Below are 26,455 nucleotides of genomic sequence, written 5' to 3' on the forward strand. Positions count from 1 at the left end.
GCGCACGCCCCTCCCCATCGCATCCGCCGTGCCGACCACCCTCGCGCCAGACGCTCGGAATCCGGAGCCTTTTTCCAAGGGTCCCCGCCGTCACAGTGCAGACCGCAACCTGGAGCCCCGCGCGGCACGGCACGTTGCGACGCTCCCGCGTGTCCCAAGCCGAGCACGCTCGCCTGCCCGCCCACCCGGTGTGGCAGCATGCGCGCCCCATGAAGCCCCTCTCCTCCGCACTCCTCTTCTGCGCGCTGCTCTGCGCCTGTGACGACTCCGACCCGGGCTCCCCGGACTCGGGCACCCAGGTGGAGCGCGGCCCTCGCGCGATTCCTCTCGAAGGCGACCCCAACGGCCTGTTCTGGGACGCCACCACGCAGACGCTCTACATCGCCGACGACCAGAACCACCGGCTCCTCAAGTACCGCGATGGAGAAGGCGTCTCGGTGGCGGCCACGCTTCCGGACGCGCCCGCCAACAGCCCCAACCTGGGCGAGGTCGTCCGGCTCCAGGACGGCACCCTCGTCACCGTGCGCTTCGGCTTCGGCAACGCGGGCGCGGTGTTGTTCGTGCGTCCGGATGGCACCCCGGGCACCGTGCCGGGACTCCCCGCCAACCGCCGCCGCATCGGCCTCACGGTGACGAAGGACGGACGGCTGCTCGACAGCTACTTCGTGCGCAACAACAACGTGAACGTGGGCTCGGTGGCGCACGTCACGCTGGAGGGCACCGAGACGGAGCTGGTGGGCGCGCTCCAGAAGCCCGTGGGTGTGCTGGCCGTGGAGGACACGCTCTACATCGCCGACCAGATCGCCGGGAAGGTGTACCGCTCCCCGCTGTCCAACCCGTCGTCGCTCACGACGCTCGCCACCATCGCCGAGCCGGACCTGTTGGCCCTGGGGCCTGGGGGCTCGCTGCTCACCGGCACGCGCCAGGGCACGGTACTGCGCATCTCCACCACGGACGGCTCGACGTCCGCGCTGGCCACGGGCTTCCAGCAGGTGCGCGGGCTCGCGTACGACGCCGTCAACCGCCGGCTCTTCGCCGCGGACCACGACGACGACGAGACCAACGGCACCACGCACTTCCTCCAAATCATCCCGGTCGACTGATGCGACACACTCCGTGGTGGTTGCTCTGGGCACTGGCCTCCACGCCGGCGCTCGCGGACGAGGCGTGGCTGCGACCGACGCTCGTGGGGGAGCTGGACTACCGCCAGCACGCCTCGGACGTGGAGGGCTTCGACGGCTTCACCCTCGCGCGCCTGCGGCTGGGCGCCGAGGCCCGTCCCCTCCCCTGGCTGGTGGCGCGCGGCGTGGCGGAGTGGGCCCAGGAGAAGCCCGCCCTCATCGACGCCTTCGTCGCGGTGACGGTGCTGCGCGACGTGCGCCTGTCGCTCGGCTACACGAAGACGCCGCTGTTCCCCAGCGCGCACGACGAGAACCTGCAGGCCCGCGCCATCCCCGAGCTGTCGGGCCTGGCGCAGTCCTTCTGGCCCCGAAGAGACCTGGGACTCGAGGCCCGGTGGTCACCGATGAACCTGCCCGTGGAGACCTGGGTGCGCGTGGGCAACGGCTCGCGCAGCCCCCTGGGCAATGACAACCAACTGCCCGCGCTGGATGCCCGGGTCGATGGCCGGTGGGGCCGCTCGGCGGGCGTGCCGGAGTCCTTCTGGGGCGTGCGCGTGGGCGCGGGGGCGCATGTGGAGAGCGCCTATGACCGCGCGGGCATCGGCGGCATCGGCCCGCAGGGCTTCGTCTACTACCGGCCGCCTCCCGTGAGTGGGACGCGCACCGTGACGGAGGCGCACGCGCGCCTGGACGTGGGGCCGGTGCGAGTGGCCGCGGAGGCCGCCGCCGCATGGGAGCGGCGCTCGCGCGACACGGATGGAAACCCGGAGACGCCGCGCGAAGCCCTGCCCGAACTCAAGAGCCAGGGCGCCTCGCTGGAGGTGTCCTGGGTGGCCTGGGGCAAGCCTCGCGACGACGGACCTTCCTGGCCCCGAGCGAACGAGGACTCCACCCAGGCACTCCAGGCGCTGCGCGAGGGGCATCTCCCCCTGGGCGCGCTGGAAGTGGCCGCGCGCGTCGAGCGACTGTGGCTGGGCCGTGGTGCCTCCGACGTGCAATCCGGTGGCGGGACGAGCGGCGCCCTTGCCGTGCGCTGGTGGACCACGTCCTTCCTGGGGGTCGGCGTCGCGGGATACGTCCAGCGCTACGACACGGCGCCGCTCGAGGAGCCGGACCGACGCACCTCCTGGCTGGTGCTGGCGCGCACGACGGTGAACTTCAACTAGCGCAGCGCGCGGCCGTGGAGTCGGGCCTGCTCCTGACAGGCGCCCTGGCACTCGGGGAAGAGCAACAGGAAGCGGGCCTGCTCACGGCAGCGCGGCACCAGCCCCGTCTGCACGGGTGTCGAGCAGAGGCGCTGGAAGCCCGCCCACGCATCGTCGAACACGGCGGCGCGCGCGTCGGGCTCCAGGGACAGCACCGCGCGGCGCTCCGAGGCCAACCAGCCGACCATGGTCGCCAGGGCCCCTCCCAGCGCGAGCACCCACAGCAGGTCCTTCCACCACGGACGCGCCAGGGTGGCGGGCTCGCGCTCGACAGCGGAGTCAGGGGAGGACGACACGACGGACAGGTGCGGATTGGGACGCATGACGGCGACTCGAGGGGCAAGCCCCGTGCCGCGCGTCGTCGTCGGTCCTCCGAGGGGCCGTGTCCCTCGAAGTCCCGTGGCCGTTGCATTCGGCAAGCGTGCGCGTGGGAGGCCGTGCATCGCGCAAGGCCTCCACCGTCGAGTCCGCGAGCGACAGGATGCTCAGCGCACGGCGTTGCGCAGCACGGGGGCGAGCTCCTGGCGGCAGGCCTCGTCACACTCCGGGAAGCGCTGGATGAACTCCGCCTGCTTCTGGCAGCGCCGGAGGAGGCGGGGGCCGGCGTCGCCCAGGCACATGAGGTCGAAGCTGTCGCGCGTCTCCTCGAAGAGGGCCTCGCGCTGGGCGGGGGACATGGCGTTGATGGCGCGGTTCTCTCCGCCCTGGAGATAGGCCCACACGCCGGCAAGCACCAACAGCACGATGCCCAGTGTCACTCCCTGGCGGACGCGCTTCTCGTTGCGGGTGGGGGGCCTGTCTCGGGTGAAGATGTTGTCGTCGCCACCCTCGTTGTTCCCATTCAAACCCATAGGCCCCTGTTCCACCGCAATCCGGGGACCAACGCCAGCATTGGTTGCAGGGGGTGTGTTGCAGCCTGCACGAAAGGGCGGGGCGCGGGTTGCGAACCGCACGGCGGGAGCGAGTCGGGCGCCGTGGAAGTCCCCGTGAGGACTCACGTCGTGCAGGTCGCACGGCCGGGCTCGGGTGATGCAATTAGACTCCACGCATGGATGCACGGCTGGAGCAGGCCCCCGTTTCCGGGGAGCGCCCGATGCGGGTGCTGGTGGTGGATGACGAGCGCAACATCCGGCACACCTTGAGGGTGTGTCTGGAGGGGTTCGGCTGCGAGGTGCGGGAGGCGGCCACTCCGGAGGCGGCGCTGGCCGCGCTCGCCCAGGGGCCGGCCGACCTGGCCTTCGTCGACCTGCGGCTGGGCACCTCGAGCGGATTGGATTTGCTGCCCCGATTGCTCGCCGAGTCACCCAACCTGGACGTGGTGCTCATCACCGCGTACGCGACGTTCGACACGGCGGTGGAGGCGGTGCGGAGGGGCGCGCGCGACTACCTGCCCAAGCCCTTCACGCCGGCGCAGATTCGGCATGTGCTGGACCGCTCGCGCGAGCACCGGGCGCTGTCGTCGCAGTTGGAGAGCCTGGAGGGGCAGCTGGCGCAGGCGGTGCCGGAAGCGACGCTGGAGACGACGTCGCCGGTGATGCATGCGGCGATTGGACTGGTCTCCCGCGCGGCGACGTCCGACGCGGCGGTGCTGCTGCGGGGAGAGAGCGGCACGGGCAAGGGCGTGCTCGCGAGGGCGCTGCATTCGATGAGTGCCCGGCGGCGGCGGCCCTTCGTCACGGTGAATTGTCCGACGCTGTCGGAACAGCTCCTGGCGAGTGAGTTGTTCGGCCACGTGCGCGGGGCATTCACGGGGGCTGTGAAAGACCAGCCGGGGCGGGTGGAGCAGGCGGAAGGGGGCACGCTGTTCCTGGATGAAATCGCGGAGATGAGCCCCGCGCTCCAGGCGCAGTTGTTGCGGTTCCTCCAGGAGAAGCAGTTCGAGCGACTGGGCGAGGGCCGCACGCGCAAGGCGGACGTTCGCGTGGTGGCGGCGACGAATCGCGACTTGGAGAAGGACGTAGCGGAGGGACGGTTCCGCGAGGACCTGCTCTACCGGCTCAACGTCATCGAGGTGAAGCTGCCATCGCTGCGGGAGCGGCCGGAGGACCTGTTGCCGCTGGCGAGGCGGTTCGTGGCGTTCTTCGCGAAGGCGGCGCAGCGGCCGACGACGCCGGAGTTGTCGCCCGCGACGGAGAAGATGCTGCTGGCGTATCCGTGGCCGGGCAACGTGCGCGAGCTGCGCAACGCGGTGGAGCGAGCGCTCATCGTATGGCCGGCGGGTGTGCTGGAGCCGCAGGCGTTTCCGGAGCGAATCGCCGCGGCGGCGGGTTCGGTGGTGACGCTGGGCGGGCCGCACACGTTGGAGGAAGTGGAGCGCGAGCACACCCTGCGCGTGATGACCTCCGCGCCGACGTTGGACGAGGCGGCGAAGGTACTCGGCATCGACGCATCCACGCTGTGGCGCAAGCGCAAGAAGTACGAATCCGGAGGCAAGGGCGAGGGCTGAGCCGGCGAGGCCGTCCCTAGACTTCCGTGAACTTCATGCCGGTGGTGTCCCCTTGCTCCAGGGCCTCGCGGATGCCCAGGGAGACAATCAGCGCCACGTTCCAGCCCCACGGGCGGAACACCCTCGTCGACCCCACCTGGGTCGGGTCGATGCGCAGTCCCCGAACGTTGCGGTACTCGCCTACCTTTTCGGGTTGCTCGTCCTCTGTCGTCCAGCGCTCGATGAAACGCGAGGCCTGGTCATCAATGCATCGGACAAGCCGGGTCGCCACGAGGATGTAGAACGGCTCGGCCTGTTCCCGCACCTCCACCGGAATGAGCTGCACGTCACCCGGGGCAAACGCTGAGAAGACCGCGGCCACCCCGGCATGAACCACGGGGATGCAGAGACCCGCGCGAGTGAAGCCGAGCGCTTTTCCCGGTGTCACCACGGGAACCCTCAAGCGCCCCGGGTCGGGCAAGGCGCGGCCATCCGTGAAGGCCCAGGGGTCATCCAGCTCCCTGCCGCCAGCGTCCGTGGGTGTTCCGAGAGCCCAACGCCCCGGCATGCTCATGTCTTCGGTGAGTTCGAAGTACCGCTCTGGCATGCCGACCATTGTGGCGTCACCTGGCACGAGTCACCAACCTGTTCAGCTCGGAGCCTTCCTTGGAAATCTCCCGCGCCAGTCGCTGGAGTTCCGCCGTCAAAGCCTGACGGCACTGCTGGATGCTTCGGCAGCTTCGCGTCGCGGTGAACAGCCGGTTCAAGACTTCCTCGTGGTACTCCTGCGGGTGCGGCCCTTTGTGCCCCTTGATGCGGACGATGTTCGCCGGGTCGTTCAGCGACATGCCCGCTTTATCGAAGAGGCTCTGGAACTGCGGCGACCAGGGCCCCCCTTGATTCGTGGACTCCCACCACTTGTCCGTGGCGATGTGGTGGTCATGCCCCTTGGCGTCCACCGGCGCGGCAGCTGTACCGCCTAACCCCTGGGCTGTCGTGGCGACCGCACCCGGCCCCACCGCCATGGTGACGGCTTCGCTCGTCACAGTCACCGCCTGCACCTCGCCCACGGCGGAGAGCACGAGCCCCGCCCGCGAGCCGGCATGCATGGAGGCCTGCGCCGAACCGGGAAGCATTGGCACCTGCCACGCGAATCCCGCCGCCGTACTTCCAACGGCCACAGTGGCCAGCAGCGCGAAGGCCCTCGCCGCATTCCTCCCCATCACCTTGCCGTACCGCTCCCCTGCGTCGCGAAGCTCTCCAAAGGTGCGCGCTCGGTCCGCTGACTCCATCAGTTCGCGGAAGCCCGTCACCAGCCCCCAGAAAGTGTCCACGCCCAGGTACACCACCAGCGTCGCCGTCATCACCGCCGCGAGGCCCTTGCTCACCGGCTCGGGCACCGTCCACAAAATCAGGTACAGCGTCCCCGTCCACACCGCCGCCGCCAACATCGCCTGCGGGTCCGTCATCTCCTTGAAGGCTTCCAACATCTCTTCATTCACCGCGCCCTGCGCGAGTCCCATCGCCAGCGCGTAGCGCCCCTCCCCGTTGACCGTGGGGCCCTCCGTCAACAAGCGCAGGCAATCTCCCTCACGCCCTGTTCGCTCGCACCAGAGGAGGTAGGCGCGCGTCAGCTCGACATCCGCCTCCGACGGCTTCACCTCCAGTTGCTGCCCTCGCCCGAGCGGCGTGACACGATGGGTGCGCACATCGAAGAGAAACGCGCCCTCTCGCACGTCCATCTCGAACAGCCGCCGAGCTGCTTCACCCGGCTGCGCCGATGGTCTCTGGATTCGAGCCTGCTGGGCGAGGGCCGCCTTGAATTCGTCCTCCTCCAACTCCACGGGCCCCGCTTCATCGGCGCGTGGAGTGATGGAGAGAACCTCACCCTGACCTGTCTCCAGTCGCACCACTCTCCCGGTGGCACAGCCCATCAGCAGCAACAATGGCAACAGTGTCGCGACGAAGCGCAGATGCATGGTGACGTCCCCCAGCGAAGTCACCACACCACCACGGCTCCACTCATTGGGAGAAGAGCACTCCAGGTTGGCTTCGACCTGTCCGGCGCACAGCGGAGAGACGTGTCCCGCGTGAAACCACATGGGCTGCCCGCGCCCTCACTCAACGCGGCGTCGCCACACGAGGATGCGCGCTGATTCGGAAGCCCGCGGGCAATACACCGCTGGGAATCTCCGGAGACAACGAGACGCCCTCGATGAGCTCATAGGTCAGCAGCCACCGGTCCGTCTGCTGCTCCCGGACCACGACGCGGGCTCGGACGTTGTAGAGCGCGATCTGCTCCTCGGTCGGCGGACGGAAGCCCGAAATCCAGAGCAGCACCTCCGTGTTCAACTGATGGTCGGGACTCCCGTTGCGCACCTGCACCCGGGCATCCTCGACCTGTCTGCCCGAGCCACGTCCCGGATACGGCCGCGTCGCCGCATCCACCACGGCGGGTCCCGTCCGCGCATCGATGACAAGGTCATCCTCTCCCGTGTCGGGCGCGCCGCCAGCACCCGGCTGTGGCACCGCAACCGTTTCCGGTCCCGTGCCTCCACGAGGTGCCTCGGGCCGCGGCGCCGTCGTTCCGCCACCAGGGCCCGGAGGATTGGGTGCCGTTGCGTCACCGGGTTGCGTGCCCGTGCCACGTGCCGCCTGCTCACGGCGCTGACGCTCCCGGTCCGATGCCGTGACGCCCCACTGCTGCGTGGTGTCCACCGGCGCTGACGGGTCCGTGCGCCGCACCTCCAACAGGTACGTGGCCAGATCCAGCAGCCCTCCCGTCGCGGTGGGATTGCTCTGCGCCGCGAAGCGCTCCATGTCCGCGGCCGTCGCACCACTGGCGATGATGCGGTCGCCTATCGTGCGCATGTCCTCCGCCGTGAGCGGCCGGCCCGCGGGGATGCCCATGCGTCGCGACATGCGAGCGAAGGCCCGGAGACGCTCCTCACCCACGCGCTCCGCCAGCCCAATCATCGCATCCGCCAACGCCGGGTCCGGCATCGAGCGCCCACTGCCACCACCACCGCCGCCACCTCCACCACCGCTTCCGGGCTGACAGGCCACCTCGCTGGCGGCGACTTGCGTGGAGACGGTGATGGGGCGGAGGATGCCGCTCAGCCAGCCGGGCAACTGGGCGTTGGTGAACGTGACGACGCTGCTCGCCAGCTCCGTGGGAAGCCTCCCGAGCCACGGTATCGCGGTGACATACGGCGCGGCCTTCGTCTGGAACCAGCAGGACGCCACCACCTCCGCGAGCAGCGCCTCGCCCACCGCCTGCGCGAGAATCCATAGACAGCCCCAGCCGGGCGGAGACAGACACTCGAGGAGCCGAAGCCCCCACCGCGCGTAGCTCACCAGCCGGCCGATGTCGGCCACCATGGTCTGGAACTCGTTGAGCTGGTCCAGCACGGTGATGACACCGTTGATGACCGACTCTCCGAGCAACTGCTCCAGGTTCTCCATCGCGACCCGCTGGACCTGGTCCTTGATTTCGTTCATCCGACCCGCGAGCGCGTCCATCGCCTCCTCGGTGTCGACGCCCGTCCACTCCTGAATCTTGTCCTCCACGCCTCCGACGAGCGACTGGATGAGCTGGTCGAACGTGCGGTCCACCAGGATGCGTCCCGCCACCTTCAAGAGCTGGAACGCGGCGTTGATGACAGCGCGAGTGAGGCCGTCGCCCGTCGCGCGGGTGGAGCGCGCACTGAGCGCGCCCTGGATGCGGTCTCTCAGCCACTCGTAGGCGTTGGCGACCTTCTCGAAGAGCCAGCCGAAGTGGTAGCGGAAGAAGCCGAACGTGCGCGCACTCGCCCCCGTCCACATCTTCACGGCGCTGTTCGTGTTGCGCGACTCCAGCTCGACCGCGGACAGCGGGGTCGTCGTCCAGCCATCGCGCAACAGCCGCTGGTGGGCACTCACCAGGTCCGTCGCGGCGTCGGCGTTCTGCTTGTCCGCGCGAGACACCTGCCGGTACTGCTGCGAGTAGCGCGTGAGCGCCTGCGTCCACTGCGGATACTGCGCGCGGAACGGGTCGAGCTGCGGCGGGCCTCGGCGCCGGATGGCTCGGCCAACGTCCTTTCCGAACTTCTTCTTGAGCGCCTTGGGCGGAGCCCCGAGCACACGTGCGAGCCGGACGGGACGCAGCTTGGGTTGTCGCCCAGGCGTCCTGCGCCGGATGGGGAACTGGAACAGCGGATCTCTCAGGTGGGTGATGATCTGCGGCCCCAGCGCCTGGATGCTCCGGGGGAGCCGGGGATTGGTGGGGATGCTGTCCGGCACCCAGGCGTAGACCCACGAGCCCGGATTGCCCTCGAACTTCACGCGCAGACGTCCTGGGACGGAGACGTAGCCCTGCTCCCGGAGGTAGCGCCGGACGGAGCGCTTCTCCAGGTCGAACTCCTTGATGATGAGGTCCTGGGACACCTGACTGGTGTTGCCGGGCTGGTACTCAGGGGGAATGGTGAGGTCCGCTTGGGCGAAGCGGCTGATGCTCGGGTTCCAGTTCGCTCCCGCAGGCTGCCGGTTGGCGTAGTCGTTGGTGTGGCCCGCCGCCGCGCGGAAGGCCTCCTCGTAGCGGGTGAGCTGGGGCTCGGGGTCCGCGCCGAAGGCGGGCTTCATCTCGCCGAGGGTGATTTGCGTCGGCGCCTGGTCGACGCGGGTGATGGCCCCGCCGCGCGTCCGAGGGCCCTGCGGCGCACTGCCCACCGCGTGGTCATACCCGCCGGGAGCCACCAGGTCGCCGGGCGCGCCCAACCACCTGGGGTCGTCGTGGGCGTTGAAGCGCACGGCCACGGTGTTGTTCCCGCCGGGCCCGGAGGCCCGGTAGAAGTCCGCCTCACCGCGCGTCCCCAGGCCACCCGCGCCGGTGCCACGCTCGGGCACGGGCGCCTCGCCGAACACACCGGAGGCATTCGCCATGGCGGGGATGAGCCGTCGGTGCGCGGTGGTGCCCGTCTCGTGGGCGGGCTCCCAATACGGGACACGCTGGATGCGCTGGGGTGCGCCGCCCGCGCCCTCGCCGCCGAGTGCGCGCGGCTGCGTCTGCTGGAGCACGTGCGCCAGCTCGTGGGCGAGGATGAAGGACGGCTCCGCGCGCTGGCCCGCGCCCAACCAGACATGGCTTCCATAGGTGAAGGCGTAGGACTGGAGCGCCTCGTTGCGTCGGACCGACTCGCCATCGGCGTGGATGCGCACCGAGGACAGGTCATGCCCGAAGCGCTCCTCGAAGAAGCGCCGCACCCGCTGGGGCATGGGACTGCCGCCCAGGGTGAGGCCCGCCTCGTCGCCACCGGACGGCGCGGCACCCGCCGGGGGTGGAGCAGGAGGCGGAGGGAGCGCGCTGTCCGCAGGGGGCGTGCTCGGAGGAGCCAGCCCGTGCTCCCACTCGAGGGCCCCGCTCGCACGCTCGTCCGGTTCATTCGAGGGACCTTCGAGTGCCGCCTGCGGAGTGGCGGCAAGCGCGATGCCCGGAGCAGCCGCGACGCTGGCGGCAGGCGGGACAGGCGCGTTCGAGGGCGCGGAGGGAAGGGCCTCCGAGCCACCGGGCGATGCGCCGCGCAGGCCCAGGACCTCCATGGCGATGGCGTCGGCTTCGCGCTCGAAGGGGTCGTCTTCCGGGCCCACCGCCGCCTTGCGCTGGATGCCCCATCCCGTCGCGGTGGGCGGCCGTGACGGTGGGAAGAGAGGGATTGAGGCGAAGTCGAAGGTGGCGCCTCCACCCGACAGGGACAGCGCGTCAGCGTCCTGCTCCGTGGCGCCTCCGCCCGCGAGCGCACCGAGAAAGAGTTCTGACCGCGCGGAGGCCGGTTGGAAGTCGTGCGTATTCTGCGTGGAGCGCGCAGGTGCGGGGGGCGGACGGGATGGAGCTGGCGTCTGGAGCGCCTTCGCTTTCGCCTGGGCCATCGTGCGTCCCCCGCTTCGATGACAGCTTTCAACACCCCGCTCGCGCCGCAGCGACATAAGCTAGCGCAACCGTGGAGCGGGGTGCCAACCGCCAGCGCCCAGGGGGGCGTGACTGGCGCGGGCACATCCCACCCGTGAGGTCTGCCATGCCGACCCAGGTCCCAGAGCCCACCGCGTTCTTCCGCCCGCCACGCACTTCGCCGGAGCTCGCCATCCTGGAGGCCGCGCGCGCGCTGCGAGGCCGCTCGTCGGGCGAAATCACCGGTGTCCTCCTGACCGAGGACAACGAGGGCACACCGAGTCCACAAGGCGCGCTGTCGGAAGTCGTGTTCGGCCCGGTGCGGGACTTCCGGTGCGCATGCGGGAAACTCGTAGGCCCGGAGCATGCGGGTGCGCGGTGTCCCCTCTGCCACGTCGAGTGCATTGCCTCCTCGGTGAGAGCGGAGCGGTGGGGACATGTCGCGGCCTCGGGGGGACTTGTCCACCGCGCGTTGGGGAGACTGGTGGCTCGATGTCTGGGCTGGACGGAAGAGCATGTGTGGCAGGTCGCCTTCTTCCAGGCCTGTGTCGAGGAGGGCGAAGTGGTTCCACTGATGCCGGGAGGTGACCCGCGCATGGCGGACAGCGGACCGGAGCAACTCCGCCGACTGCTCTCGGAGAAGGGCGTAGGCGCCGACTGGCCGGCGGAGCTGGCGGCCGCGGGCTTCACGCCGCGCGAGCTGATTCTGGACGAGGTCCCCGTGACGCCGCCCGCACAGCGTCCGTTGAACCGGATGCCCGGTGGTGCGCGGATGCCGGGCCTCGACAGTGTGCGCTATCAGGAGCTGTTGGCGTCCAATGGACGGCTGCGTGCGATGCGCGAGGCTGGCCGCGAGGATGTGTACTCGGACTTCGAGCACCTCGCGCTCCAGACCGCGTTCGATGCCCTGTGTGTGCAGCTCGGCGCGGAGCCTGGAGCGCCACCTGAGGAGCGCTCGGTCCGGCCGGGGATGACGTTCTCTCGCGAGGCCCGGTACTGGCTGCGGGATGACCGGATGGACGTGGAGCTGTTCCCGCCGCCGCCGTTCGAGGGTGAAGCGGAGACGCAGAGGCCGACGGGCTGCGCGTTCCTCGGTCAGGATGCCGCGCTCGTGTGCTTCCCTTCGGTCGCGGTCATCCTTGGGCTCGACGATGGACAGGTGCGAGCGACGCACGAGCTTCCTTCACCGGTGCGGCTCGTCACGGTGTCGCCGGAGGGTGCGCATGCGCTGTTCACCTTCGATGGTGAGCTGCATGTGTTGGATTTGCGCGACGGGACGTGGGTGACGGATGCGCCGGGCATGTCGCTCGCCGCGGCGGTGGAGCGCGCGGGGAGCGTCTATCTCGTGAATGCACGGGTGGACTCGACGGTGGAGCTGGTCGAGGTGCGCAAGTACCTCCAGCGGCAGGCCACGTCACCGGATGGAAGGCTGCTCTGGGCGGAGGACCGCTCCGGGCGCGGCGGGGTGTACTCGGTGGACACGGGCCTGCGGTGGGCGGACCGAGGAGGCTGGCGGCTCGACACCCCCGTCCCGAAGCTGCAAGTAGATGGCACGGTGACACCGGCGCCCACGGAGGAGGACTTCACCGAGGACCTGGAGCACTTCGCCAAGGAGCACGGCGGCCGAACGGACTCCGCATTCACGTTGGGAGCGGATGGCCGGTGGCGCTTCCTGGACTTGGGGTTGCTCGTGGTGGATGGCGCACCCGTTCGCAGGCTCGCGTTCCAGGGCTCGGCGGGCGCCTTCGATATCACCGGCGAGCGACTGCTCATCGCCAGCGAGGACTCCCTGTTCCTGCTCGAAGTGGGACAGGAGCCACGCATCCTCCGGCGATTTCCGCTGTCCCCGGTGTAGCCCCGCACGGTTTCAAGCACTCGACGCCTTGTGCCCGGAGGGAGCGCTCCCCTGCCCACTCCCCCACGTGGGACATGGCGAGGGAGCTTGCGCGCCCATGCCTGTGATTGCCACGACCCGCATGCATGCGGACCGTTGTGCGGCGACCCCAACGACACAAGGAGCGCACCCGTGGACGTCATCGACCTCTTGATTCAACAGCACCGCGAAGTCGACGCCTTGTTCCAGGCATTCCGCCGCGCCCCGGACGACACGAGCCGGAAGGAGCTCTGCATCCAGCTCGCGGAGGCGCTGATGCTGCACACCACCATCGAGGAGCGCTGGGTCTATCCGAAGGCCACCCGCGTGGTGGGCGACGAGAAAATCGAGCACGCGGAAGAAGACCATCAGGAGATGACGAAGCTCCTGGGCGAAATCGTCCGGATGCGCGACGACATGAACGCCGTGAAGGCCCGGGTCGACTCACTCGAGCGAGTGGTGAAGCGCCACATCGCCGACGAGGAGCAGAACATCCTCCCGCAGGTCACCAAGAACGTCACCGAGAAGGAAATCGGAATGTCCTGCAAGGACCTCGTCCGCGAGGCCTCCAAGATTCGCCGCGAGGAGATGAAGGACTGGGGCGAAGCCTCCGTGTGACGAAGTCCTCCTGGTGAACGAGCTCCCGCCCGTGCCTCCGACAAGGAGCACGGGCGGGAGTGTCACGTCGGCTCCACCGCCGCCGCCTGCTGCGGCAGCGTGAACCAGAACGTGCTCCCCCGCCCCGGAGCGCTCACCACGCCCAGCTCTCCGCCGTGCGCCTGGACGATTTCCTTCGCGATGGACAACCCCAACCCCGCGCCACCCACCGGTGCCCCGGGTGCGCGGTAGAACTTCTCGAAGATGCGGCCCTGCTGCTCCGGCGCGATGCCCTCGCCCGTATCCCGCACCTCGAAGCGCACGTGCGTTCCCTCGCGAGCCACTCGCACCTCCACCTCGCCCCCCGCCGGCGTGTGTTTCACCCCGTTGCCCACCAGGTTCCCCAACACCAGGCCCAGCCGGTCCGGGTCCACGTCCACTGACTCCACCTCCAGCCCGACCTGCCTCGACAGGCGCACCCCGCGCTCCGCCGCCGCCGAGCGCTGTGAGTCCAGCGCCGCCTCCACCAGCTCCTCCGCCGGCACCCGCCGCACCTCCAGCCGGAGCTGCCCCGCCTGGATGCGAGACAAGTCCAGCAGGTCATCGACGATGCCCTGCAAACGCTCGCAGTCCTCGCGCGCCGCGAACAGCAGGTCCGCCTGCTTCTCCGTCACCGCGCCCACCATGCCCTCCGCCACCAGGTGCACCGCCATGCGCAGCGACGTCAGCGGCGTACGGAACTCATGCGCCACCGTGGCCACCAGGTCGTTCTTCAGCTCGTCGAAGCGACGCAGCCGCGTCACGTCTTGGAGAATCACCGTGGCGCCCACCACCTCGCCCGTCTCCCCGTACACCGGACTGCCACGCGGCAGGAGCCACCGGTCTCCATCCGCCAGCTCCACCCTCACCGCCTCCTCGTAGCCGCGAGGCTGATACGCGCCCTTGCCGCCCAGCACATGGCCGCGCACCCGCTCCAGCACCTCGCGCGCCTCCGGCACCACGCGGCCCAGCACGTCCCCGCCGCCTTCCAGCAACAGCTTCAGCACGTCCTCCGCCGAGCGGTTGACGTTGAGCAACACCCCATCCGAGCCGAACACCACCACCGGGTCCGGCAGGCTGTCGATGGCCGCCTGCGAGGCGGACTGCGCCTGGAGCAGTTCGCCCAGGCTGCTCTGGCGATACTGCTGGAGCGCCTCCGCCATCGAGTTGAAGTCCTGCCCGAGCTGCGCGATTTCGTCCGTCCCCTCCACCACCGCGCGCACCGCGTAGTCACCTCGGCCCAATCGCCGCACCGCCTGCGACAGCACCGACACGGGCCGCAGCGCGCGCTGCGTGAGGGACGTGGAGGCGAACAAACCCACACCGAAGGCCGCCAGCACCGCCAGCACCATCAGCGTGTTCACCTGGTCGCTCTGCCGCCGCAGCTCCTCGCTCTTGTGCACCATCGCGTCCTGGTTGAGCGCCAGGATGGACGCCGCCGCCTCCTTCACCTCACGGAAGGCGGGCTCGATGCTTCGGAAGTACACCACCTTCCGCTCCGCCTCCGAGGACAACAGGAGGAATGCGTCATACGCCGTCTGATAGCGCATCCAACCCGCGCGCAGCCTGCGCGTGGCCTCGCCCTCGCCAGGCTCGGTGATGTTGCTTTCTTGAAGGCGCAGCTCCGACTCCAGCACCTGACGCTGCGCGGACTGCTGGGCCTCACCCCGCTCCAGCTCCCCAGCGACGATGAACAGGGCGGCGCTGTCCATCCGCTCCAACTGCTCGGTCATCCGCTGGGTCGCGAGGACGCTGCGGTAGTTGTCCTGGAGGATGCGCTGTCCGGAGCGCCCCAGCCGGGCCAACGTGACGACGGCGACCACGCCCACCAGGGCCAGGGCCAGGGCCAGGGGAGCCTGGGCCAGCAGCAACCTCAGCCTCAGCGTCATGAACGCTTCTCCTCGGGCGCGGGGTCGAAGGCCACGACATGGATGTCGAAGCCCTCGCCTTCGCGCAGCAGCCGCACGTCCGCCGCGCGCCCCAAGGCCCGCCTCCACCAGGGCTGATGCGAGCGGCCCACCATGATGTGGCCCACACCGTGCGAGCGCGCGAAGTCGAGAATCGCCTCCACCGGGTCCTTCGAGCGCAGCCGCACCACCTCCGCGCCCAGCTCCTTCGCCTTCTCGATGTTGGCCAGCAGGTGCCGCTGCGCCTCCGCGTCGATGAGGTGCGGGGCCTCGCGCGGCGTCTCCACGTACACCACGAACCAGTCCGTGTTCAGCCGCCCCGCCATGCGCGAGCCTCGCCGCAGCAGGGTGGCCGCGCGCGGAGGGTAGCTCGACAGCGCCACCAGCACCCGGCCCCAGGACGCGCCCTTCTGCTGTCCCTCGTCTCCCGCGCGCGACGGCAGCCCGGCGGTGGCGCGGTCCAGGCTCTCCGCCACCTCTCGCAGCGCCAGCTCGCGCAGCGTGGACAGGTTCTCTCCCTTGAAGAAGCTCTCCAGGGCACGTGGCACCTTGTCCTCCGCGTAGATCTTCCCCGCCTTCAGCCGCTCGTGGAGGTCCTCCACCGCCAGGTCCAGGTTCACCACCTGGTCGGCGCCCTTGAGGAAGCTGTCGGGGAGCGTCTCGCGCACGATGACGCCGGTGGTGCGCTCCACCAGGTCATTGAGGCTCTCCAGGTGCTGCACGTTGAAGGCGCCGATGACGTTGATGCCCGCGTCGAGCAGCTCCTGCACGTCCTGGTAGCGCTTGCGGTGTCGACACACCGGCAGGTTGGTGTGGGCCAGCTCATCCACCACCGCGACCTGGGGCCTGCGCGCCAGCACCGCGTCCAGGTCCATCTCCTCCACCGTGACGTCGCGGTAGGTGTGCTCCTTGCGTGGCACCACCTCCAGCCCCTCCACCAGGGCCTCCGTCTCCTTGCGACCGTGGGTCTCCACGAAGCCGAGCACCACGTCCACGCCCCGGCGCTTGAGCGCGTGCGCCTCCTCCAGCATGCGGTACGTCTTCCCCACGCCAGCCGCGAAGCCGATGTAGAGCTTGAGCCGACCGCGCCGGCCCCGCTCCACCAGCTCCAGGAAGTCCTCCGCACGCGAACGTCGCGTCATCGTCACCCTCGGACCTCCACAGCGGAGGCGCGAGCGACAATGCCCGCGCCTCCGCACGAATGCATGGGGAGAATGGACTCCGTCACTCGGGAGTCACCGCGCCCATCGGCTGTGAAGGCTCCGAGGCGAGCCGACCGAACTGCCGGTCCAGCGCCAGGTTCAGCAGCAGCACGTTGACGCGCGGCTCGCCCAGCACGCCGAGCGTCCGTCCCTCGACGTGCGAGTTCACCACCGCGAGCACGCGCTCCGGCGCCACGCCTCGCGCCTTCGCCACGCGCGGCGCCTGCCAGCGCACCGCCTCCGGCGACAGGTGCGGGTCCAGGCCGGACGCCGATGTGGTGACCAGCTCACCGGGCACCAGCCCTGGCGTGTCCGGGTTCTCCTGGCGCAGGCGCTCGACCTCCGCCGTCACCCGGTCCCTGAGCTTCTGGGACGTCGGCCCCAGGTTGCTGCCCGAGGACGCCGCCGCGTCGTAGCCAGCCCCCGCCGCCGACGGACGCGGCTGGAAGTAGCCACCTCGGGTGAAGCCCTGACCAATCAACGCGCTGCCCACCACGCGGCCCTGCTCGTCCTTCACGAGCGAGCCCTGGGCCTGGGAGGGGAACAACAGCTGCGCCACGCCGGTGACGGCGAGCGGATACAGCACACCCGTGAGCACCAGGGTGACGACACAGGCGCGCAGGGCGGTGACAAGAGTGGAGACCATGATGAGGAGCCCTTTCACTTTCAGGACAGGCCCACGGCCGTGAGCAACACGTCCAGGGCCTTGATGCCGACAAAGGGAACGATGACGCCGCCGACTCCGTAGACGAGCAGGCTGCGCCGCAGCAGGGCCGCCGCGCCCAGCGGGCGGTAACGCACACCGCGCAGCGCCAGGGGAATCAGCGCGATGATGATGAGCGCGTTGAAGATGACCGCCGCCAGAATCGCGCTGTACGGCGACGACAAGCCCATCACGTTGAGCGGAGCAATCTGGGGAAACACCCCCATGAACAGCGCCGGGAGGATGGCGAAGTACTTCGCCACGTCGTTGGCGATGGAGAACGTCGTCAGCGTCCCGCGCGTCATCAGGAGCTGCTTGCCCACCTCCACCACCTCCAACAGCTTGGTGGGGTTCGAGTCGAGGTCCACCATGTTCCCCGCCTCCTTCGCCGCCTGCGTGCCGGTGTTCATCGCCACGCCGACGTCGGCCTGGGCGAGCGCGGGCGCGTCGTTGGTGCCATCACCCGTCATCGCCACCAGCTTGCCCTTGCCCTGCTCGGTGCGGATGAGCGCCAGCTTCGCCTCGGGCGTCGCCTCCGCGAGGAAGTCATCCACGCCCGCCTCACGAGCAATCGCCGCGGCGGTGCGCGGGTTGTCGCCGGTAATCATCACCGTGCGGATGCCCATGGCCCGGAAGCGGTCGAAGCGCTCCTTGATGCCGCCCTTCACCACGTCCTTCAGGTGGATGATGCCGAGCAGCCGCGAGCCATCCGCCACCGCCAGCGGCGTACCGCCCGCGTCACCGATGCGGCCCGCCGCCGCCGTCAGCTCCGCCGGCACCGCGCCGCCCTGGGCCTGCACGTGCTTGACGATGGCATCCACCGCGCCCTTGCGGATGCTGCGCGGGTGCGGGTCCACCAGGTCACACCCGCTCATGCGCGTCTGCGCGGTGAACGGGACGAACGTCGCGTGGTGCGCCAGCAGCTCGCGCGGACGCATCTTGTACGTGTCCTTCACCAGCGTGACGATGGAGCGCCCCTCGGGCGTCTCGTCCGCCAGGCTCGCCAGCTGCGCCGCCTCCGCCAGGTCCTCCATGCGGACACCCGGCATGGGCAGCAGTTCCGTGGCCATGCGGTTGCCCAGCGTAATCGTGCCCGTCTTGTCGAGCAGCAGTGTGTCCACGTCTCCCGCCGCCTCGACGGCGCGTCCGCTCATGGCCAGCACGTTCTTGCGCAAGAGCCGGTCCATGCCCGCGATGCCGATGGCGCTCAACAGGCCGCCAATCGTCGTGGGGATGAGGCACACCAGCAGCGCGACGACGGCGGTGCCCGACAGCGGCACACCGGAGTAGAGCGCCAGCGGCACCAGCGACACACACGCCAGCAGGAACACCACCGTCAGGCCCACCAGCAGGATGTGCAGCGCTATCTCGTTCGGCGTCTTCTGCCGGGCCGCGCCCTCCACCAGTCCAATCATCCGGTCCAGGAAGGACTCACCCGGGTTGACGGCGATGCGCACGACAATCCGGTCCGACAACACCTTGGTGCCACCCGTCACCGCCGAGCGGTCTCCACCGGACTCGCGAATCACCGGCGCGGACTCGCCGGTAATCGCGGACTCGTCCACGCTGGCGATGCCCTCCACCACCTCGCCGTCACCTGGGATGAGGTCACCCGCCTCGCAGACGACGAGGTCGCCCTTGCGCAGGTTCGGCGCGGGCACACGCTCCTCGCGCCCATCCACCAGTCGCCGCGCGGTGGTGTCCTTGCGCATCTTTCGCAGCGCGCCGGCCTGGGCCTTGCCGCGCCCTTCCGCCACGGCCTCCGCGAAGTTCGCGAACAACACGGTGAACCACAGCCACACCGCCACCCAGACGGTGAACCACAAGGGCGCGCCGTCGGTGCGTGACGAAACGAGGTCCTTCACCACCAGCACCGTGGTGAGCAGGCTGCCCGCCCACACCACGAACATGACGGGGTTGCGCGCCACGTCGCGCGGGTGGAGCTTCTTCAGGCTGTCCAGCAGCGCGGGTTTGAGGAGAGACACGTCGAACAGCGACGCCGGTTTCGAGGATGCGGAGCTCATGGCTCAGTAGACCTTTCCGGCCCCGGCGAGGAAGTGCTCGACGATGGGGCTCAGGGAGAGCGCGGGGAAGAAGGTGAGCGCACCGACAATGACCACGATGCTCACCAGCAGGCCGGTGAACAGGGCGCCATTCGTCGGGAAGGTGCCCGGACCCGCTGGCACCACCTTCTTGCCCACCATGGAGCCGGCGATGGCCAGCGCGGGGACAATCATCAGGAAGCGCCCGCCGAGCATGGCCATCCCCAGCGAGATGTTCCAGAAGGGCGTGTTCGCGTTGAGGCCCGCGAACGCGCTGCCGTTGTTCGCCGTGCCGCTGGTGAACGCGTAGAGGATTTCTGTCAGGCCGTGCGGCCCCGCGTTGTTCAGCGAGGACACGCCCTGCGGAAGCACTGCGGCCACCGCGGACATCCCCAGGATGAACACCGGGAAGATGAGCACGTAGAGCATCGCGAGCTTCATCTCCTTCGCTTCAATCTTCTTGCCCAGGTACTCGGGCGTGCGGCCCACCATCAGGCCGGCGATGAAGACGGACAGCACCACCATGATGAGGATGCCGTAGAGGCCCGCCCCCACTCCGCCGAAGATGACCTCGCCCAGCTGCATGTTGACCAGCGGCACCAGCCCGCCCAGCGGGTTGAAGCTGTCGTGCATGGAGTTGACGGCGCCGCACGACGCATCCGTGGTGACGGTGGCGAAGAGGGCGGACGCGGTGATGCCGTAGCGCACTTCCTTGCCCTCCAGGTTGCCCACCTGCGCCACCTGCGCGGAGGCCACGGCGGCGTTGGGCTGGGACTCGGCGGCGTACGCGGCGGTGACACCCGCGAGGAAGAGGACGGACATGGCCGCGAAGAGGGCCCAGCCCTGCTTCGTGTCTCCCGTCATCTTCCCGTACGTGTACGTGAGGGCCGAGGGGATGGCGAAGATGAGCAGCATCTGCACCAGGTTGGTGAGCGGCGTCGGGTTCTCGAACGGATGCGCGCTGTTGGCGTTGAAGAAGCCACCGCCGTTGGTGCCCAGCATCTTGATGACCTCCTGCGAGGCCACCGGACCCATGGCGAGCGTCTGCTTCGCGCCCTCCAGCGTGGTCAGCTCGTGGTACGGCGCGAAGTTCTGCAGCATGCCCTGCGAGACGAAGAACAGGGCCACGATGAAGCACAGCGGCAGCAGCACGTAGAGCGTGCCGCGCACCACATCCACCCAGAAGTTGCCCAGCGTCTTCGCGCCCTCGGGCCCCGGGCGGCGCGTGAAGCCACGCGCCAGCGCCAGCGCCACGCCGAGCCCCGCCGCCGCGGAGACGAAGTTCTGCCACGCCAGCCCCACCATCTGCGTGAGGTAGCTCATGGTGGACTCACCGGCGTACGACTGCCAGTTGGTGTTGGCGACGAAGCTGGCCGCCGTGTTGAACGACAGCTCCGGTCCCACCGCGCCCAGTCCCTGGGGGTTGAGCGGCAGCACGTGCTGCGCGCGCTGGAGCCCGTAGAGGATGAGCATGCCGACCACGCTGAAGGCCAGGAGCGCGCCGCAGTACTCCACCCACGTCTGCTCGCGACGCGCGCTGGCGCCCGTCAGGCGCAAGAGGACGCGCTCCACGGGGCCGAGCACGCGCGGCAACGGCTGCGTCTCCCCTTCGAAGACGCGGAAGAGATAGGTGCCCAGCGGCTTCGTCAGCGCGAGCAGGAGGGCGAAGAACAACACAATCTGCAACCAACCAATGAGGGTCATGGCGGAGTCCCTAGAAGCGCTCGGGACGGAGCAGGGCGTAGACGAGGTAGGCGGTGAGCAGCACGGCGAGCACGGCGCCAGCGGCGTATTCGAAAGTCATCGGGAGGACCTCACAGGCGCTCGCAGCCGTGGGAGTAGCCCCACGCGAGCGCGAAGAAACCAAGGGTGGCGAGGATGAGGACGACGTCCATGGACGGACTCCAGGTTCAGAAGTAGGCGGTGGCTCCGAGGACGACGAGCGTCTCGGAGTCCTTGGGAATGGGGGTGCCTTCGTCGGTGGTGGCGCGGCTGGCGAAGACGTCCGCCGTTGACCGGTCATGCCGCGCCTCCAGCTTGAGCGTGAGCTGCTCGGCGGGCTTCACCTCCAGGGTGAGCGTGCCCCCCGTCAGCGTCTGCTCCACGCCCGTCATGAGCCCGTCGGCGTCGCGATACGCTTCCACGCGCGCGGCCAACGCCACGGGCTCGGAGAGCTGGACGCGGGCATTGAGTCCCGCCGCGTACCAGACCGCGCGGTCCGCGCCTGGAAGCCGCTGGGTGCCCACATCCGCGGTGGCCGCGAGCTTGAACGACTCCGTCACCGCGTACGTCGCCACCGCGTCCGCGAAGAGCCGCAGGCCGTCGCTGCCCTCGGTGCCTTCGTTTCCAATGAAGGTGTTGAAGGACGCGGACAGGCGCTTGCCCGCGTAGGCCACCTGGGTGCCCAGCGCGAGGCCCCGGTTGTTGTCGCCAATGGTCTGCCAGCCATTGAGGAGCTGGAGCTGCACGCTCCACGCGTCATCCAGCGCGTACGTGCCCTTGAGGCCCGTCTGGTAGTAGGGCGACAGCTCGCCCATCCACGAGCGCGTGTACGTCCAGTTGAGCTGTGACTGGAAGGACTCCAGCCCGATGTGGCTCGGATAGAGCCCGGCCTCCAACGTCAGCGGGCCGGTGGCGAAGGACAGCGAGGCCTGCTGCACGTAGCGCCACAAGTCCGGCCCGGAGGCGACGCCCTCGGGCTCGGCCGCGTGGACCACCTCCGCGCCCGTGCCGAAGCCGAGGAGCACCTTGAAGCCCACTGGCTCCGGGGCCAGGCTCACGCCGATGGAGGCCAGGTTGATGGCCACTTCGCTGTCGCGCTTCGCGGACGTGCCGGTGCCTGGGATGAAGTTCGCCGCGTTCGCGGGCCGGTTGAAGTTGTGACCGAAGTACACGTCGACGCCTCCCTCGGGCTTCAGGCGGGAGAGCAAGCCCGGGGCCTCCGCTTCGGCCTGGGTATCCGTGGGTCCTTGAAGAGGTGGCGAGGAGGCGTCGGCCTGCTGGAGCAGCAGGGAGAGCAGCAATGGAGGCGTGGTGAGAGGCCACATAGGTGTGCCCCCATTGAGCACCGCCCGTACCAACCCCGTCCCCCGAGGACCCTAGGTGTTCCGAGGGGTTGCGGACATGCCCCGTGGGGCAGGATTGCAACCTGCACGACAGGTCTCCAGGCATCGTGCAGGTTGAGGCCGCGCGGGTGGGGACAAGGCCGGGCGCACTGACACCTGGAAGCACCGCGCGTTTCGCACGAAGCCGGGGAAGACTTCTCGCATCCCGCCTGATGTACGGCGCGACGATGACGGCGCGGATTGTTCCAAGGGGTCGCGCTTACTGGGAGTCGTGCCTTTCGTGGAGGCGGCACGAGGGCTTCACCGTGGACTCACGCCGTGAGCAGCCCCTGCTGCTCATCGTCGCGAACTTCAGGCGCTGAGCATGCGCGGGAGTCCTCCGCTCACTCCCGGATGACCCGTGCGTAGGCGGCAAGCGCCTCACGCAGCGGCGCCCCCTCGGCTCCGTCTCGCAATTCAATCCGGAGCCCCTGGGAGCTGAACCTCGCGGCGGCAAGGAGGACGGGCGCGAACTCCCGCGTGCGCGGTCCCGTGACGGTGGCCCGGATGGGAACCTCCGCGCCTCGGGTCACCTCGAGCCTCCAGAATCCATCTTCCCCAGAGGCCTTGAAGTACTCCAACTGGGAAGCCAGACGGGAGTGGGCACACCGGATGAAGAGGTCCGTCGAGGCATAGGGGATGGTCAGCCACGTCAGGTGGGGCAGGGCCGTCAGCGCATTGGCCAGGCCGCTCTCAAATGAGCTCTTCAACTCCAGCCGCCTCACGGAGCTGTTCGCGGACAGCAAGCTCACCAGCTCGCCTGGAACATTCAGCAGCCTCGTTACACGGCGCAACGCGGGGTGCCGGAGCATGCGCCCCCACTGTGCGACGTCATTGCCGTCGCTGTGGTGCTCCGGATTCCAGTGGAGTTCCTCCACCGTGTTCCAGCCGGGCTCCGGCTTGGGAAAGGACTTGGGGAAGTGGTCCCCCTTTATCGGGCGGACCGCGACGGGAAAGCCCCGCTCGAAGCGGGTGTAGCCTCGCTCGACGTAAGGTCCCAACGGCGCCTGCCACCGCTCCCGGTTCGCCACGAGCAGTCGAGCGATGCGCTCCTCATCCGGCGCCTTCGCATACTGGAGCATGATGAACTCCCCCAGTGGGTCGCCCTGCTCGAGCAACTGGTCGGCCAACACCTGCCGGGCGGAGTCATCCTCCGGCGCCTCATAGACGCGGGCGAACAGCGCCTCCCGAGTCGCCGCGTCGAGGCGCGCACTCTCCACCCGGGCCTCGATGACCCCTTTCAGCGCGTCACACCGCGCCAGGGTCTCCGCATCGAGCACGGGAGGAACCCAACGAGCCCCCAGCCGGATGACGAGGTCGAACCGCTCGACCTCCTCCCCTTGCGTTGAAGGGAGTCGGGCCTTCAGCTCGCGCAGGGGCTCCACGTCATAGGGCGCCCCCACGTACATGAAGAGGCTGCAAAGCATCTTCAGCTCGCCTGGAGTCTCCGCACCCGGAAGACGGACGAGGGTGAGCAGGAGCGGAATGATGCGCGGGTCCGCGGGCCACCATCGTCGCAGCCGGTCGAGGTCCGTGGAGAACGCACAGCGCGAAAGACTCGCCGCGCGTTCCCGCAGCCATCCCAGCGCCCGGGGAAGGTCCGTGGGATGCCGGCGGACCTCCTCGAGGACCCAACGGACGGGCACCTCGAAGAAAGGGAGCCCCGTGGCGAGGTGGTCCGAGAGCCGCTGGATGAGCGCGATGACGGGCTCGGCTCGGCACTCCTTCCACGCCTCCAACAGGAGCGTGAGGGCCGCATCGTCCTCCCGCCGAGCGAGCGCCTCCTCCGTGCGTCCCAGCAACTCCGTCAGCAGGTGGCTCACCCGGACAGAATAGCCGAGGCCACCGCAACCCAGCGTCGATTCGGGCTCAATCCATACTTAAGTATCTGCTTGACCATCCAGCGACCCTCACCAATACTCAAGTCCATGCTTAACCATGGCGCCGTCGACCGTATCTTCCATGCCCTGGGCGATTCCAATCGGCGCGCCATCGTCGAGCGGCTGAGTCGGGGAACCATGTCGGTCAGCGACCTGGCGAAGCCGCTCGACATCACGCTCGCCGCCGTCGTGCAGCACCTCCAGGTGCTCGAGGAGAGCGGGCTGGTGCGCACCGAGAAAATCGGACGCGTCCGCTCGTGTCAGCTCGAGCCTGGTGGACTGCGCGTGGCCGAGGACTGGCTGTCGAACCGGCGCGGACTCTGGGAGCGCCGCTTCGACCGACTCGGCGAGCTGCTCGATGGGCCCGAGCGCCCGAACCCCACCCCTCGAAAGAAGACCAAGACATGAAGACCCCTCCCGTCGTGCATGGCTCGTTCACCATCGAGCGCACCTACAAGGCTTCACCCGCTCGCGTCTTCGCCGCATGGTCGGACGTGGAGACGAAGGCGCAGTGGTTCATCGGTCCGCCGGACCGCTGGACGCTCGTGAAGCGCGAGCTGGATTTCCGCGTGGGCGGCCAGGAGCTGCTGCATGGGCAGTTCGGCGGCAAGCACTCCACCGTCTTCACCGCGCGCTATCACGACATCATCCCGAACGAGCGGATGGTCTACGCCTACGACATGAGCGTGGGCGACAAGCACCTCTCCGTGTCCCTGGCCACGGTGGAGCTCCACGCCACGAAGACCGGTGGGACGCGGATGGTCTTCACCGAGCAGGCCGCGTTCCTCGACGGGGAAGACGGCACCCGCTCTCGCGAGGAGGGCACGGCGGCGCACTTCGACCGGCTGGCGCTCATCCTGGAGTCCTCGCGCGACATCATCTCGTCCCGGCTCATCGATGCGCCCCGTGAGCAGGTCTATGCGGCGTTCAGCGACCCGGAGCAGCTGACGCTGTGGTGGGGGCCGCAAGGCTCGACGAACACGTTCGAGCAATTCGAGCTGCGCCCCGGCGGCAAGTGGCGCTTCACGATGCAGAGCGCGGAGGGAGCGCGCTACGCGATGGACAAGGAGTTCATCGAGGTGGTGCCGGCCGAGCGCATCGTCATCCAGCACCACCAGCAGACGCATCACTTCGAGATGCGGATGGACTTCGCGGACGAAGGGGCGCGGACGCGGCTCACGTGGCGCATGCGGTTCGAGTCGAAGGACGAGGTCGAGAAGGTGCGCGGGTTCGTGGAGGCCGCGAACGAGCAGAACTTCGACCGGCTCGCGGCCCACCTCGCCTCGCGGGTCAGAGCCGCGCGGCCATGATTCGAGCCCACAGCTCCTCGTCGAAGTCGGACAGCGTCTCCGCCGAGCGAGTCCCCGCCTGAGCACCCAGCCGCGTCACCACGAGGCCCAGTGAGCGGCTGACGTAGACCTTCTGGTCGTCCTTGCCCAGTCCGGCGAAGACGTCCTGCGGTGCGCTGGGAATGAGCGGGCCGTCGATGCGCGCGCTCAGCGGCGGTATCAGGGTGAAGGCCTTGCCATTGAGCCAGAACAGGTGGCCATAGGCGGGGTTGAGCGTCTGCGAGGAATTGGTCGCGGTGTTGAGGTACGCCGAGGAGACGACCCGGGTTCCCGCCCACGCGCCGTCCGCGAGCAGCAGCAGGCCGAAGCGCGCCAGGTCTCGCGCGCTCATCGTCAGGCCCCACAGGGGCAGGCCCTTGCTGTCGGTATCGGAGCGCTGCTCCCACTGGCTGCGCGTCGCGCCCAGCGTGTTGAACAACCAGGCGTGGGAGAGCGCGTCGATGCCCAGGCCCGTGCGCCGCTCCAGAATCATGCGCAGCCGGTGATAGGCGTCGTTGTTGTACAGCCACGTCGTTCCGGGGGCCGCCTGAAGTCCGAGTGACGTGTTCAGGCCGCTGGTCATCGTCAGCAGGTGGCGCACGGTGATGCGGGCCTCGGCCAGCGCGCCCGTGTTGGACCAGCTGGCGCCGAGAATGGGAGTGACGCGCTCGTCGAGCGAGAGCACTTGCTTGTCCACCGCGATGCCGACGAGCACGGAGACGACGCTCTTCTGCGCGGAGGCGATGTCGCGCATGAAGTTCGAGTTCGCCAGCCAGTAGCGCTCGGCGAGCAGCTTCCCGTCCTGGAGGATGACGATGGCCCGGGTGTCGCGGGAGCCCGCGAAGTCGAGCGCGGCGTTGAGCTTCGCCACGTCCCAGCCCGCGCTGGCTGGACTCACCGTGGGCCAGCTCGCGTCATCCGTGGGGAAGACGAGGGGGGCGATCAGACCGTGCGGGACGTCCCGGGGGGACGCCACGGTGGCTTCAGGTTGAGAGGTGGGCGTCTCGGTGGCCCCTTCTTCTGGAGCAGGAGGAGCACAGGCGAGGACGACACAGACGAGAGAGAGAAACAGGGCGCGCAGGGGCATGGGAGTAGCAACACGCGTC

The 26,455-nt window shown here is 69.1% G+C and carries 21 protein-coding genes; 7 read left to right on the forward strand and 14 right to left on the reverse strand.

What is annotated here, in order from left to right:
- The first annotated feature begins 209 nt into the window (after window positions 1-209).
- Together HR086_RS02580 and HR086_RS02585 are read left to right on the forward strand one after the other, a co-directional pair.
- Window positions 210-1,103: a YncE family protein gene (locus tag HR086_RS02580; RefSeq protein ID WP_174464755.1), complete on the forward strand. Its 894-nt coding sequence runs from the start codon at window positions 210-212 to the stop codon at window positions 1,101-1,103.
- Window positions 1,103-2,287: a hypothetical protein gene (locus tag HR086_RS02585; protein ID WP_174464756.1), complete on the forward strand. Its 1,185-nt coding sequence runs from the start codon at window positions 1,103-1,105 to the stop codon at window positions 2,285-2,287. Before HR086_RS02580 ends, HR086_RS02585 begins: the two co-directional genes overlap by 1 nt.
- Here the strand turns inward: HR086_RS02585 and HR086_RS02590 are convergent.
- Entirely contained in the window at window positions 2,284-2,649 is a 366-nt protein-coding gene (locus HR086_RS02590; RefSeq protein WP_174464757.1) for a hypothetical protein, read from the reverse strand. The genes HR086_RS02585 and HR086_RS02590 overlap by 4 nt on opposite strands.
- A gap of 162 nt (window positions 2,650-2,811) precedes the next feature.
- A complete protein-coding gene (locus tag HR086_RS02595) occupies window positions 2,812-3,177 on the reverse strand; it encodes a hypothetical protein (protein ID WP_174455943.1) in 366 nt (121 codons plus the stop codon).
- A gap of 242 nt (window positions 3,178-3,419) precedes the next feature.
- On the opposite strand from HR086_RS02595, the gene HR086_RS02600 reads away from it, so the two are divergent.
- Window positions 3,420-4,772 carry a sigma-54 dependent transcriptional regulator gene (locus HR086_RS02600; protein ID WP_141641731.1) on the forward strand — a complete coding sequence of 451 codons (1,353 nt, stop codon included), beginning with the start codon at window positions 3,420-3,422 and terminating at the stop codon, window positions 4,770-4,772.
- Between the two features lie 16 nt (window positions 4,773-4,788).
- On the opposite strand, the gene HR086_RS02605 is transcribed toward HR086_RS02600, so the two are convergent.
- The 3 genes from HR086_RS02605 to HR086_RS02615 all read right to left on the reverse strand — a co-directional run bounded on the left by HR086_RS02605 (window position 4,789) and on the right by HR086_RS02615 (window position 10,655).
- Window positions 4,789-5,367 (reverse strand): imm11 family protein, encoded by a 579-nt coding sequence (locus tag HR086_RS02605; protein ID WP_306663195.1) that lies wholly within the window; start codon window positions 5,365-5,367, stop codon window positions 4,789-4,791.
- A gap of 7 nt (window positions 5,368-5,374) precedes the next feature.
- On the reverse strand, window positions 5,375-6,757 hold the full coding sequence (locus tag HR086_RS02610) for an AHH domain-containing protein (RefSeq protein ID WP_373564251.1): 1,383 nt from the start codon (window positions 6,755-6,757) through the stop codon (window positions 5,375-5,377).
- A 115-nt stretch (window positions 6,758-6,872) separates the two neighbouring features.
- Window positions 6,873-10,655: a DUF4157 domain-containing protein gene (locus HR086_RS02615; RefSeq protein WP_174464758.1), complete on the reverse strand. Its 3,783-nt coding sequence runs from the start codon at window positions 10,653-10,655 to the stop codon at window positions 6,873-6,875.
- 146 nt (window positions 10,656-10,801) lie between these two features.
- Here HR086_RS02615 and HR086_RS02620 point away from each other — a divergent pair, with 146 nt between their 5' ends.
- Entirely contained in the window at window positions 10,802-12,529 is a 1,728-nt protein-coding gene (locus HR086_RS02620) for a hypothetical protein (protein WP_174464759.1), read from the forward strand.
- Between the two features lie 171 nt (window positions 12,530-12,700).
- The gene (locus tag HR086_RS02625) at window positions 12,701-13,165 is read left to right on the forward strand and encodes a hemerythrin domain-containing protein (protein WP_174460242.1); all 465 of its coding nucleotides are present in this window, start codon (window positions 12,701-12,703) and stop codon (window positions 13,163-13,165) included.
- 62 nt (window positions 13,166-13,227) lie between these two features.
- Here the strand turns inward: HR086_RS02625 and HR086_RS02630 are convergent, their stop codons facing one another.
- The 8 genes from HR086_RS02630 to HR086_RS02665 all read right to left on the reverse strand — a co-directional run bounded on the left by HR086_RS02630 (window position 13,228) and on the right by HR086_RS02665 (window position 23,964).
- The gene (locus HR086_RS02630) at window positions 13,228-15,072 is read right to left on the reverse strand and encodes an ATP-binding protein (protein ID WP_174464760.1); all 1,845 of its coding nucleotides are present in this window, start codon (window positions 15,070-15,072) and stop codon (window positions 13,228-13,230) included.
- The gene (locus HR086_RS02635; RefSeq protein WP_141641717.1) at window positions 15,069-16,232 is read right to left on the reverse strand and encodes a sensor protein KdpD; all 1,164 of its coding nucleotides are present in this window, start codon (window positions 16,230-16,232) and stop codon (window positions 15,069-15,071) included. Before HR086_RS02635 ends, HR086_RS02630 begins: the two co-directional genes overlap by 4 nt.
- 82 nt (window positions 16,233-16,314) lie before the next feature.
- The gene (gene kdpC / locus HR086_RS02640) at window positions 16,315-16,938 is read right to left on the reverse strand and encodes a potassium-transporting ATPase subunit KdpC (RefSeq protein ID WP_174464761.1); all 624 of its coding nucleotides are present in this window, start codon (window positions 16,936-16,938) and stop codon (window positions 16,315-16,317) included.
- Between the two features lie 20 nt (window positions 16,939-16,958).
- Window positions 16,959-19,019 (reverse strand): potassium-transporting ATPase subunit KdpB, encoded by a 2,061-nt coding sequence (gene kdpB / locus HR086_RS02645; protein ID WP_174464762.1) that lies wholly within the window; start codon window positions 19,017-19,019, stop codon window positions 16,959-16,961.
- 3 nt (window positions 19,020-19,022) lie between these two features.
- Entirely contained in the window at window positions 19,023-20,741 is a 1,719-nt protein-coding gene (kdpA, locus tag HR086_RS02650; RefSeq protein WP_174464763.1) for a potassium-transporting ATPase subunit KdpA, read from the reverse strand.
- A 10-nt stretch (window positions 20,742-20,751) separates the two neighbouring features.
- Entirely contained in the window at window positions 20,752-20,841 is a 90-nt protein-coding gene (gene kdpF, locus HR086_RS02655; RefSeq protein ID WP_141641721.1) for a K(+)-transporting ATPase subunit F, read from the reverse strand.
- Between the two features lie 106 nt (window positions 20,842-20,947).
- Entirely contained in the window at window positions 20,948-22,084 is a 1,137-nt protein-coding gene (locus HR086_RS02660; protein ID WP_174464764.1) for a porin, read from the reverse strand.
- Between the two features lie 401 nt (window positions 22,085-22,485).
- Window positions 22,486-23,964 carry a hypothetical protein gene (locus tag HR086_RS02665; RefSeq protein WP_174464765.1) on the reverse strand — a complete coding sequence of 493 codons (1,479 nt, stop codon included), beginning with the start codon at window positions 23,962-23,964 and terminating at the stop codon, window positions 22,486-22,488.
- 105 nt (window positions 23,965-24,069) lie between these two features.
- On the opposite strand from HR086_RS02665, the gene HR086_RS02670 reads away from it, so the two are divergent.
- Together HR086_RS02670 and HR086_RS02675 are read left to right on the forward strand one after the other, a co-directional pair.
- Window positions 24,070-24,429 (forward strand): helix-turn-helix transcriptional regulator, encoded by a 360-nt coding sequence (locus HR086_RS02670; RefSeq protein WP_141641724.1) that lies wholly within the window; start codon window positions 24,070-24,072, stop codon window positions 24,427-24,429.
- The gene (locus HR086_RS02675; protein WP_174455954.1) at window positions 24,426-25,331 is read left to right on the forward strand and encodes an SRPBCC family protein; all 906 of its coding nucleotides are present in this window, start codon (window positions 24,426-24,428) and stop codon (window positions 25,329-25,331) included. The genes HR086_RS02670 and HR086_RS02675 overlap by 4 nt, the downstream gene beginning before the upstream one ends.
- Here HR086_RS02675 and HR086_RS02680 read toward each other — a convergent pair.
- On the reverse strand, window positions 25,312-26,436 hold the full coding sequence (locus tag HR086_RS02680; RefSeq protein ID WP_174464766.1) for a serine hydrolase: 1,125 nt from the start codon (window positions 26,434-26,436) through the stop codon (window positions 25,312-25,314). The two genes, HR086_RS02675 and HR086_RS02680, sit on opposite strands and share 20 nt — an antisense overlap.
- Between the last annotated feature and the right edge of the window lie 19 nt (window positions 26,437-26,455).

The organism is Myxococcus sp. CA039A (assembly GCF_013336645.1).
Taxonomy (GTDB): Bacteria; Myxococcota; Myxococcia; order Myxococcales; family Myxococcaceae; genus Myxococcus; species Myxococcus llanfairpwllgwyngyllgogerychwyrndrobwllllantysiliogogogochensis.